This is a genomic window from Arthrobacter sp. 05T47 (genome assembly GCF_056395825.1).
Genome location: NZ_JBFTKG010000061.1, coordinates 1 through 11,236 on the forward strand (window position 1 = coordinate 1; position 11,236 = coordinate 11,236).

At 68.4% G+C, this 11,236-nt stretch carries 9 protein-coding genes; 7 read left to right on the top strand and 2 right to left on the bottom strand.

Features of this window, described 5'->3' with window-relative positions:
• The 7 genes from AC1DEY_RS21940 to AC1DEY_RS21970 form a co-directional block, all read left to right on the top strand.
• Nucleotides 1-689, top strand: a 689-nt coding sequence (locus AC1DEY_RS21940; RefSeq protein WP_476869832.1) for an XdhC family protein, incomplete at its 5' end; no start/stop codon positions are given.
• A complete protein-coding gene (locus tag AC1DEY_RS21945) occupies nt 680-1,642 on the top strand; it encodes an FAD binding domain-containing protein (RefSeq protein ID WP_476869833.1) in 963 nt (320 codons plus the stop codon). The genes AC1DEY_RS21940 and AC1DEY_RS21945, both read left to right, overlap by 10 nt.
• Nucleotides 1,643-1,644: 2 nt before the next feature.
• Nucleotides 1,645-4,524, top strand: coding sequence for a molybdopterin-dependent oxidoreductase (locus AC1DEY_RS21950; protein ID WP_476869834.1), 2,880 nt, complete (start codon nt 1,645-1,647; stop codon nt 4,522-4,524).
• A gap of 208 nt (nt 4,525-4,732) precedes the next feature.
• Complete coding sequence (locus AC1DEY_RS21955; protein WP_476869835.1) at nt 4,733-6,301, top strand: NCS1 family nucleobase:cation symporter-1; 1,569 nt, start codon at nt 4,733-4,735, stop codon at nt 6,299-6,301.
• A gap of 26 nt (nt 6,302-6,327) precedes the next feature.
• Nucleotides 6,328-7,071, top strand: coding sequence for an aspartate/glutamate racemase family protein (locus tag AC1DEY_RS21960; protein ID WP_476869836.1), 744 nt, complete (start codon nt 6,328-6,330; stop codon nt 7,069-7,071).
• A gap of 70 nt (nt 7,072-7,141) precedes the next feature.
• Nucleotides 7,142-8,125: an aldo/keto reductase gene (locus tag AC1DEY_RS21965; RefSeq protein ID WP_476869837.1), complete on the top strand. Its 984-nt coding sequence runs from the start codon at nt 7,142-7,144 to the stop codon at nt 8,123-8,125.
• A 38-nt stretch (nt 8,126-8,163) separates the two neighbouring features.
• Nucleotides 8,164-8,805 (top strand): uracil-DNA glycosylase, encoded by a 642-nt coding sequence (locus AC1DEY_RS21970; protein WP_476869838.1) that lies wholly within the window; start codon nt 8,164-8,166, stop codon nt 8,803-8,805.
• 23 nt (nt 8,806-8,828) lie between these two features.
• On the opposite strand, the gene nboR is transcribed toward AC1DEY_RS21970, so the two are convergent.
• Both nboR and AC1DEY_RS21980 read right to left on the bottom strand, forming a co-directional pair.
• Nucleotides 8,829-9,479 (bottom strand): nicotine blue oxidoreductase, encoded by a 651-nt coding sequence (nboR, locus tag AC1DEY_RS21975; protein ID WP_476869839.1) that lies wholly within the window; start codon nt 9,477-9,479, stop codon nt 8,829-8,831.
• Nucleotides 9,480-9,576: 97 nt separating this feature from the next.
• A partial coding sequence (locus AC1DEY_RS21980) for a transketolase-like TK C-terminal-containing protein (RefSeq protein WP_476869840.1) occupies nt 9,577-11,236 on the bottom strand: 1,660 nt, incomplete at its 5' end.

An 11,236-nucleotide genomic window follows, 5' to 3' on the forward strand; every position in this document is an offset into this window, starting at 1 on the left:
GCACCGGGCTGGTTCGGCTCGCGTCTGCGGGGGATTGCCGGCCGGAGCCCGTGAGCCTGCTGGTGGAGAGCAAGCTGCCCGCGGCGCGCCTGCTGATCTTCGGCGCCAATGACTTTGGAGCGGCACTGCTGCCGGCGGCGAAACTCCTGGGCTACCACGTCACCTTGTGCAATGCGCGTCCGGCGTTTGCCCGGCAGGACCGATTCGGTGCCGCGGACGAGGTAGCCACGGCCTGGCCGCACCGGTATCTGGCGGACCAGGTGSGGGCCGGGCGCACCGATTCCCGGACGGCCATCTGCGTGCTCACGCATGATCCGAAATTCGATGTCCCGCTCCTGCAGGCCGCGCTTGGCCTGGAWGTGGCCTACGTCGGCGCCATGGGGTCCAGGCGCAGCCACAGCGCCCGGATCGATGCCCTGCGGCRGRCCGGTGTGGCCGAACGGGACCTGGCCCGGCTGCACTCGCCCATCGGCCTGGACCTCGGCGCCGTCACGCCGGWAGAGGTGGCGGTGTCCATCGCGGCGGAAATCGTGGCCAACCGGAGCRSGTCCGCCGGGYTGGCCCAGGGCAGCGTGTCCCTCAAGGACGCCAGCGGCCCGATCCACCACTATGCACCAACTGATCACGACAGCAGCTACCACGACAGCMGCGCCGGCATCCCGGTACGTCAGGAGGTCCCATGGACATGAACACCATCGAAGCCGTGGTCCGCACAACGGATCCGGCCGACTGGCRCGAAGGGGACGCCTGGCTCGCCGGGGGAACCGTGCTGTTYTCCGCCGGGAGCCCCGCCTCCGGGGAGGAGCCGCTCCGGCGTCTCCTGGACCTCGGCGGGACGGACTGGACACCSCTGGCTGTCTCGCCGGCGGGCATCGAGCTGGCGGCAACCTGCACCATCGCGCAGCTCTAYGCWTTYCCYGATTCGGATGCCGGCCGGGGGCTGGCCGGGGACTGGCCCGGCRTGGAGCTCGTCCGSCCGTGCTGCGAGTCGTTTGTGGCGTCCTTCAAGGTCTGGAACATGTCCACKGTGGGCGGCAACCTGTGCACCGCCCTGCCTGCCGGGCCCATCATCTCGCTCTGCGCGGCGCTSGASGGCACAGCCACCATTTTGGGCCCCGGTGGCGGCGCCCGCACGCTTCCGGYGCTGGACTTTGTCACGGGCGACGGAACCAACGCCCTCGCTCCCGGCGAGCTCCTGCGCAGCGTGAGCCTGCCGGCGTCGGCCCTGTCCTCCCSGGTGGCGTTCCGCCGGCTGTCGCTGAGCAACCTGGGCAGGTCGGCGGTGCTGCTGATCGGCAGGCTCGACGCCGGCGGCAGGCTGGTCCTGACCGTCACCGCGGCGACCAAACGCCCCGTCCAGCTGCGCCTGAAAACCACCGCGGCGGCGCCCGCCGGCGCCCTCCCCGGGGCCCTTGCCGGGGTCCTTACCGCCGCCCTGGACGCCGCCATCCCGGACGAGCTGTACCACGACGACRTCCACGGCCTGCCCGAATGGCGCAAGGACATGACGTACCGGCTGGCCCACGAAATCCTGGCCGAACTCACCGCCCCGGCAGGCCACGAGCCSCCGCGCGTCTCCGGTGACTTCTGGCCGCCGCGGGGCAGGCCCTTGCCCGCCGCATTCCGGGCGGAAGGGGCCTGACCATGTCAATTGAGATCAACGGCGCCATCGAGATCAACGGCGCCCCGGTGCATGCCGAACCCCGCCCGGGCCAGTGCCTGCGGACGTTCCTGCGTGAGCAGGGAAACCTGGGCGTGAAGAAGGGCTGCGACGCCGGCGACTGCGGCGCGTGCACGGTGCACGTGGACGGGATGCCCGTGCACAGCTGCATCTATCCCGCCGTCCGCGCGGCGGGCCGGGCCGTCACCACCATCGAGGGCTTGGCCGCCACCTGCGCCTCCAATGCCTCCCAGGCTGCTGAGGCCACCGCCGGCGCCGCACTCCAYCCGATGCAGCAGCAGTTCCTGGACCGGCAGGGCTTCCAGTGTGGTTTTTGCACGGCCGGCCTGGTGATGACGGCGGCCGCCTTCGACGACGCGCAGAAGGCGGACCTGCCCCGCAACCTCAAGGGCAACCTGTGCCGGTGCACGGGATACCGCGCCATCGAGGACGCCGTCTGCGGGGAGGCCGCGCACGGCAAATCCAGTYACCCGGACCCCGCCGGCTCGGGATCCGGGATCGCCGGGCCGGGCCAGCCGGAGCCGCGCCCCGGGCAGCTGGGAGACGACGTTCCCGCCCCTGCCAGCCTAGCCATCGTCACCGGACAGGCCCGCTACACCCTGGAYGTCCCGGCCGGGGAACTGCCMGGGTTGCTGCAYATGAAGCTGCTGCGCTCCCCRCACGCCCACGCCCGCATCCGCTCCATCGACGCRRCGGCCGCGCTGGCCMTTCCCGGAGTSGAAGCGGTCCTTACCCACCGTGACTCCCCGGCGCAGCTGTTTTCGACCGCGCAGCACGAGCTCTACACCGACGACCCGGACGACACCCGTGTGTTCGACGACGTCGTGCGGTTYACCGGCCAGCGGGTCGCCGCCGTCGTCGCCGTGACCGTGGCGGCGGCGGAGGCGGGCGTGCGGGCCCTCAAGGTCSACTACGAACTGCTGGAGGCTGTCTTCACGCCGGAGCARGCCATGCTCSCCRGCGCCCCAGCCATCCACGGRGACAAGGACGCGGCCACGRCCCGCATCAGCCRGCCGGAACGCAATGTCGTGGCGGARCTGCATTCCGAGCTCGGYGATGTGKCGGCCGGCTTCGCCGCCGCGGACTTCRTCCACGAGCACACCTACCGGACCCAGCGGGTGCAGCACATGGCGCTCGAAACCCATGCCTCCATCGCCTCCTTCGGCGGCGACGGGCGGCTGCTGATCCGCACCTCCAGCCAGGTCCCGTTCCTGGTCCGGCGGACCCTGGCCCGGGTCTTCGGCYTGCCCGAGGAGCAGATCCGGGTGGTGGCRGGCAGGGTGGGCGGCGGGTTTGGCGGCAAACAGGAAGTKCTCACCGAGGACGTCGTCGCGYTGGCCGCCCTGARGCTCAACCGGCCCGTGCAGCTTGAATTCASCCGGACCGAACAGTTCACSGCMGCCACCACSAGGCATCCGTTCACCATCCATCTCAAGGCCGGCGCCAGCCGCGACGGCCGGYTGACCGCACTGCAGCTGGARGTGCTSACGAACACCGGCGCCTAYGGCAACCACGCGCCCGGGGTCATGTTCCACGGCTGCGGCGAGTCGCTGGGGGTGTACAAGTGCGCCAACAAGAAAGTGGACGCCCACGCCGTGTACACCAACACCGTGCCCTCGGGCGCKTTCCGCGGTTACGGACTAAGCCAGATGATCTTCGCGATCGAATCCGGCATCGACGAGCTCGCGACCGGGATCGGCATGGACCCCCTGGAGTTCCGMCGCCGGAACATGGTCCGGGAAGGCGACGACATGCTGTCCACCCGGGACGAGCCCCAGGAGGACGTCCGCTACGGCAGCTACGGCCTGGACCAGTGCACCAARCTGGTGGAGGAYGCCCTGGCCCGCGGCCTGGAACGCGGCCGCGAAGCCGGCCTCGACACCCTGGGACCGGACTGGATGGTCGGGMAGGGGACGGCCCTGTCCATGATCGACACCGTCCCGCCGCGCGGCCACTTTGCCCACTCCAGGCTCCGGCTCCTGCCGGACGGRACGTACGCCGCCGACGTCGGGACGGCAGAATTCGGCAAYGGCACCACCACGGTCCACGCGCAGCTCGCGGCCACGGCGCTGTCCACCGACGCCGCACRCGTCACCGTKCGGCAGTCCGACACCGACCTCGTGGACCAYGATTCCGGTGCGTTCGGATCCGCCGGCACCGTGGTGGCGGGCAAGGCGACGCTGGCGGCCGCCGAGGACCTCGCCGTCCGCATCCGCGGTTTCGCCGCCGGCATCCGCGGGGTTCAGTCCTCCGGCTGCCTGCTGGACGGGGACGCCGTGGTCTGTGAGGGGACCCGGGTGCCGCTGACCGAAATCTACGACGCCGCGGCGGAAGCCGGCGTCGAGCTCGCCGCCGAGGGGCATTGGGGCGGGACGCCGCGTTCGGTGGCGTTCAACGTCCAGGGCTTCCGGGTGGCCGTGAATGCCGGGACGGGGGAGCTGCGGATCCTGCAAAGCGTGCAGGCGGCCGACGCCGGCGTGGTGGTCAATCCGCGCCAGTGCCGCGGCCAGATCGAGGGCGGGATCGCGCAGGCCCTCGGCTCTGCGCTGTACGAGGAAGTCAAGGTCGACGACGCCGGCCGCGTCACCACCGACGTCCTGCGGCAGTACCACGTCCCSACGTTCGCGGACGTGCCGCGCAGCGAGGTGTACTTCGCCGACACGGCCGACAAGCTGGGCCCGCTGGGCGCGAAGTCGATGAGCGAGAGCCCGTTCAATCCGGTGGCGCCGGCSCTGGCGAACGCCATCCGRAACGCCACSGGCGTGAGRTTCTCCCAGCTGCCGATCTCCCGGGACAAGATCTACCTCGGCCTSAAAGMRGCCGGGCTCGTCCCCTCCCGCTAAAACCAACTTGGGGGTCGTAGCAACCGTTTGTGACTTGCCGTAATCCGGYAACCCTTGACCGATGCGTGATCCAGGTCATACCGTTATTTCACTACYCGATACCCATYTTCCGCATTGTGGAATTAGAGCAACGACGCTCCTGCCGGTTGTTTCCGGCGAAATCCCAATGCGGAATGCATGGAAGACATCTTCAAGAAGCGAGATCACGATGCAGACGACCCCGTTGRCCGGCGTCGACCCGGCACCCGASACCGCAGCTGACTTGGGCAAAGCTACCCACCCTTCCATGGGTGTCGACGCSCTTTGCGATGCAGCCAGCGCCGCCTCCGGCCGAACGATCAGCCCCTCCCTGTACAACATCGACCTTGCCCCGACGAAGCGGGAAGGTCGTCGCTGGACCAGTTACAGCATTTTCACCCTCTGGGCCAACGACGTCCACAGCCTTGGAAACTATGGCTTCGCCATCGGGCTCTTCGCGCTCGGACTGGGCGGCTGGCAGATCCTTCTCGCCTTGGGAATCGGGGCCGTCCTGCTGTTTRCGCTGCTCAGCTTTTCTGGCTTCATGGGCGTCAAGACCGGTGTCCCGTTCCCCGTCATGAGCCGGATCAGCTTCGGCATCAGGGGAGCCCAGATCGCCAGCCTTCTGCGCGGGGCAGTGGCCGTGGCATGGTTCGGTATCCAGACCTACCTGGCGTCAGTGGTGCTCCGCGTCATGCTCGTGGCCATGGTTCCCTCGCTGCGGGACCTGGACGCCAACTCCCTCCTCGGCCTCTCCACGCTGGGCTGGGCATCATTCGTGTTCCTCTGGATCGTCCAGCTGGTCATCGTCAGTTTCGGCATGGAAATGATCCGCAAGTATGAGGCCTTCGCCGGGCCCATCATCCTGGTGACCATGGCGTCCATCGCCGTCTGGATCTTCGTCGAAGCCGGCGGTTCCATCGCCTGGGCCTCGAACAACCCCCTCGAAGGCGCCGAAATGTGGCGCACCATCTTTGCCGGCGGTGCTCTGTGGGTGGCCATCTACGGCACGTTCGTCTTGAACTTCTGTGACTTCACCCGGTCCGCCGTCTCCAAGAAGGCCGTGGTGCGGGGCAACTTCTGGGGCATCCCCATCAACATGCTCCTCTTCGGCGCGATCGTGGTGGTCATGGCCGGTGGCCAGTTCAAGATCAACGGCACGGTCATCGAGAGCCCGTCGGACATCGTCCAGACCATCCCGAACACGCTGTTCCTTGTCCTGGCCTGCCTGGCGCTGCTGATCCTGACCATCGCCGTGAACCTGATGGCCAACTTTGTGGCTCCCGTCTACGCCCTGACCAACCTCTTTCCGAAGCAYCTGAACTTCCGCAAGGCGGCCTGGGTCAGCGGCACGATCGGCCTCGTCATCCTGCCGTGGAACCTCTACAACAACCCGCTCGTGATCGTGTACTTCCTGGGAGGWCTCGGAGCGCTGCTCGGCCCTCTCTTCGGCGTCGTGATGGCCGAYTACTGGCTGCTGCGCCGCGGCAGGGTCAACGTGCTGGAGCTCTACACCGAGAACCCGGCAGGAGCCTACTACTACAAGAACGGCTTCAATCCCCGGGCGATCATCGCCATGGTGCCGGCCGCCTGCGTTGCGCTCCTGGTCGCCTTTGTTCCGGCGCTCGACGCCGCCGCCCCGTTCGCGTGGTTCGTCGCAGCCGGAATCGCCGCGGTTGTCTACTACGTCATTTCGGACCGCTCCCAGCGGCTGGACGACGTCGACGGCGAGGCAATCGCCGTCGCCAGCACCCACTGACCCCCGTCTGAAAGCCGAAAAGCACAATGCGCATTCTTGTCGCCAACGTCAACACCACCCAGTCCATGACGGACTCCATCGCCGAGCAGGCACGCCAGGCCGCGCTTCCGGACACGGAAATCGTCGGGCTCACTCCCCGCTTCGGAGCGGACTCCTGTGAGGGAAACTTTGAAAGCTACCTCGCCGCGATCGCCGTCATGGACGCGGTCCTGTCCTACCCGGAGCCGTTCGACGCCGTTGTCCAGGCCGGCTACGGCGAGCACGGCCGCGAAGGGCTCCAGGAGCTCCTCGACGTTCCGGTCGTGGACATCACCGAGGCGGCCGCGAGCACCGCAATGTTCCTTGGCCAYAAGTACTCRGTRATCACCACCCTGGACCGTGCCGTTCCGCTGATCGAGGACCGGCTGAAGCTGGCCGGCCTCGACGCCCGGTGCGCSTCGGTCCGGGCCAGCGGCATGGCCGTCCTGGAACTGGAGGAGCATCCGCAGCGTGCAGTGGAGGCCATCATCGAACAAGCGCTGCTGGCCGTCCGGGAGGACAAAGCGGAAGTCATTGTCCTCGGCTGCGGCGGCATGGCCGGGCTGGACGAGGAGATCCGGAAGCGTGCCGGCGTCCCTGTGGTGGACGGCGTGGCTGCCGCCGTCACTATCGCTGAATCGCTGGTCCGGCTGCGGCTGAGCACGTCCAAAGTCCGGACCTATGCCACCCCGCGCCCCAAGTCGGTCATCGGCTGGCCGCTGGTGGCAGCCCCCGCACCGGCCACGCCGTGATCCGAACCAGACAGCTCCCGACGACGTCGGATCCCTCAYGTGGAGACCGCTAACGGCCTATAGTCGGACGATGGAACAGCGAATCTTGGGCAGGACCGGACGTAATGTCTCCATCGTTGGCTTGGGGACCTGGCAACTGGGCGCCGACTGGGGCAACGTGGACCCAGCKCAGGCGCAGGCCATCCTKGCGGCCTCCGTGGAAGCTGGTGTCACGTTCTTCGACACCGCGGACGTCTATGGCGACGGCCGCAGCGAGCAGGCCATCGGGGCGTTCCTGGCAGACAACCCCGGCCTGGACATCACGGTGGCCACCAAGATGGGCCGCCGCGCGGAGCAGCGCCCGGAGAACTACAACCTCGCCAACTTCCGCGCATGGACGGACCGGTCGCGGCGCAACCTGAGCGTCGAGCAGCTGGATCTGGTCCAGCTGCACTGCCCGCCCACGGCCGTGTACAGCAACACCRAGGTCTACGACGCGCTGGACACGCTCGTGGCCGAGGGCGTCATCCGCAACTACGGCGTCAGTGTGGAACGGGCCGAGGAAGCCCTCGAGGCAATCCGCCACGAAGGCACGGCCACAGTGCAGATCATCTTCAATGCCTTCCGGCTCAAGCCGTTGGACGAGGCGCTGCCCGCGGCTGAGGCCGCAGGGGTGGGCATCATCGCCCGCGTCCCGCTCGCCTCCGGGCTGCTCTCCGGCAAATACACCGCGGAGACGTCCTTCGCGGCGGACGACCACCGGAATTACAACCGCACCGGATCGGCGTTCGACGTCGGGGAAACCTTCTCCGGCGTGGACTTCGGGCAAGGCCTCAAAGCGGTGRMCGAGTTCGAGGAAMTGGTGCCCGACGGCGTCAGCACCGCCCAGGCGGCCATCGCCTGGATCGCGGCGCAGGACGGCGTCAGCACGGTGATCCCGGGCGCGCGGAACGTGGACCAGGCGCGCGCCAACGCCGCCGCGGCGGATGCCAGCGGCATTGACGCAACGTTCGACGTCGGCGTCCGCGAAATCTATGACCGCTACTTCCGCGAATCGATCCACCCCCGMTGGTAGGACTGGACCGTGGCTGCCGTAGCGGATCGGGCCGGTGAATGACTGCTTCCATCAGGGCCTTCGTCGAGCGGCTGGCATCCGTGGAGACCGGCCCGGGATGCAACAATTTCTTCGACTTTAGCGAAGCCGGCAATGCCCAGCGGCGCCGGAACCTGGAGCTCTATCTGCAGGAAATGCTGGACAGGCGTCCGAAGGTGCTGCTGTTGGGCGAAGCGCCGGGCTTCCGCGGTATGCGAATCACCGGAGTTCCKTTCACCAACCGCACCATGTTCGAGGGMGACGCCAACTCRTTCGGGCTGTTCGGGCCGGGGAAGGGCTACGCGCTGCCGGCAGATGCCGCGGGAATCGCGGCGGAACCGACGGCCACGGTGATGTGGGAGGTGCTGGCCGAACTGGAATTCTTGCCGCTGCTGTGGAGTGCCTGCCCGTGGCACACGCACGTRCCTGGCCGGCCGCTGTCCAACMGAACGCCAAGGGCCTCCGARGTTGCCCTTGGAACYCCGTTTTGGCAGGCGCTGACGGAAGCGTTTCCGATCGAATCCGTGGTGGCCGTGGGCAATGTGGCGCACCGCAGCCTGCAGCTCAGTGGCCTGGRCGTGCCGAAAGTSAGGCATCCCGCCCACGGCGGCAGGGCCGGGTTCAAGCTTGGCCTGCAGGAGCTYTTAGCCYGCCYGTGCTAAAACCGGYGYKGCTGACCCCGTTGCTATTSGGGACCCGAGTCCAGAAGGTGCAGCTGGTCGGGGGAGTCGAGGTCCTCGCCGCCGGAGAGGTCGCTGCAGTCCACCAGGTCAACCAGGTCCGGGTGCKCCTGCAGGAAGACGCGCGCTCCGGCGTCGCCCGTTGCCGTTTCCGCGGCTTCGGCGCGAAGKCCGGYGTCGAGCAGCAGCGGATGCCCCCRCCGCAGCTTGCCCTCCGCATCGCGATAGGCGGCSGCCGTCACGCGGCCCGGCCGGTGGGCTGCCAGCAGCCGGGCGACGGCCTCCGGGCCCAGGCCCGGCTGGTCCACCAGCGCGATCAGCACGTGGTCCGCCGGGTCCGCCGTGGCAACGCCGGCCCGGAACGAGCCGCCCATCCCGGTAGCCCAGTCGGGGTTTTCGATGACCGTGTGCCGGTCGAGGTCGGTGGCGGCGCGGACCCTGGCCGCGTCGGCGCCCAGGACCACCACGACTTCACGGCAGCCGCCGTCGAGCAGCACCGCGGCGAGCACTTCAACCAGCGTGCGGCCCCGGAACGGGAGCAGCGCCTTGGGTCCGAGGCCCAGCCGGGTCCCGGCTCCGGCGGCGAGCAGGACCGCCGTCGTCCGTGTCGACGTCGTCTGTGCCGCCGTCGTGAGCCGTTCCGATGAGTCAGCCATGGCCCCAGCCTATGCAACCGCCAGCCTATCCAGCCCATATAACAGTTGACGGCAGTGTTCCKGGGGAACACTGCCGTCAACTGCCTGATCGATGGGGTCAGGCGTCGCCGCCCGCTCCGCCGGTGGTCCCGGCGTTGACATCCAGGAGCTTGTARCGGTCCATCGCGTAGSCGGGCRCCYSGGCGTCGACTTCGCCGCGGCGGGCGAGCATCTGCAGGGARCGGACCACCACGGAGTGGATGTCGTTCTTGAAGAAGCGGCGTGCCGCGGCGCGGGTGTCGGAGAAGCCGAAGCCGTCGGCGCCGAGCGAGGCGAACTCGTTCGGCAGGAACTGCCGGATCTGGTCCGGCACGGCCTTCATGTAGTCGGTGACCGCGACGATCGGMCCGGYGGCGCCGGCGAGCTGCTGGGTGACGAACGGGACGCGGGCGGGCTGGCCGGGGTTGAGGAAGGCKTCTTCCTCGGCGGCCATGGCGTCGCGGCGCAGTTCRSTCCAGGAGGTCACGGACCAGACRTCGGCGGAGACGCCCCAGTCCTCGGCGAGGATCCGCTGGGCCTCGAGGGCCCAGGGAACGGACACGCCGGAGGCAAGGATCTGGCTCTTGGGCCCTTCAACGTCCGACGCCGACACCCGGTAGATGCCTTTCAGCACACCGTTGACATCGAGGTTCTCGGGTTCGGCCGGCTGGAAGATCGGCTCGTTGTAGACCGTGAGGTAGTACATCAGGTTCCGGTCTGCGTCGTTGTCGGGGCCGTACATCCGCTCCAGCCCGTCCCGGATGATGTGGCCCATTTCGTACCCAAAGGCGGGGTCGTAGGTGAGCACTGCCGGGTTGGTGGCGGCGAGGATGGGGGAGTGCCCGTCGGCGTGCTGCAGGCCTTCGCCGGTGAGGGTGGTGCGCCCTGCGGTGGCGCCGATGATGAACCCGCGGGTCATCTGGTCCGCKGCAGCCCAGAAGGAATCGCCGGTGCGCTGGAAGCCGAACATCGAGTAGAACACGTAGATCGGCACGAGCGGCTCGCCGTGCGTGGCGTAGGAGGTGCCCGCGGCCGTGAACGCGGCCACCGCCCCGGCCTCGTTGATGCCCGGGTGGATCAGCTGGCCCTGGGCCGATTCCTTGTAGGCGAGGACCAGTTCCCGGTCAACGGACAGATAACCCTGGCCGTCCGGGTTGTAGATCTTCGCCGTCGGGAAGAACGCGTCCATGCCGAACGTGCGGGATTCATCCGGCACGATCGGGACAATGCGATGGCCGAACTTCTTGTCCCGGAGCAGGTCYTTSAGCAGCCTGACAAACGCCATGGTGGTGGCGGCCTGTTGCTTSCCGGAACCCCGTTTGGCGACCTCATAKGTTGCGGGGTCGGGCAACTCCACGGGCGCATGGTCCGGCCGGCGTTCGGGGACGAAGCCGCCGAGTTCCTTGCGGCGGCCCATGAGGTACTGGATCTCCGGGGAGTCCATGCCGGGGTGGTAGTACGGGGGCCGGTAGAGGTCCGCTTCGAGCTGGTCGTCCGTGATCGGGATGCGCAGGTGGTCGCGGAAGGCCTTGAGGTCCGCGAGGGTGAGCTTCTTCATCTGGTGGGTCGCGTTGCGGCCCTCGAAGTGGGTGCCCAGGCCGTAGCCCTTGACCGTGTGGGCCAGGATGACGGTGGGTTTGCCCTTGAACTCGGTCGCGGCCTTGTACGCGGCGTAGACCTTGTTGTAGTCGTGGCCGCCGCGCTTGAGGTTCCAGATCTGGTCATCGGTGAGGTCCTGG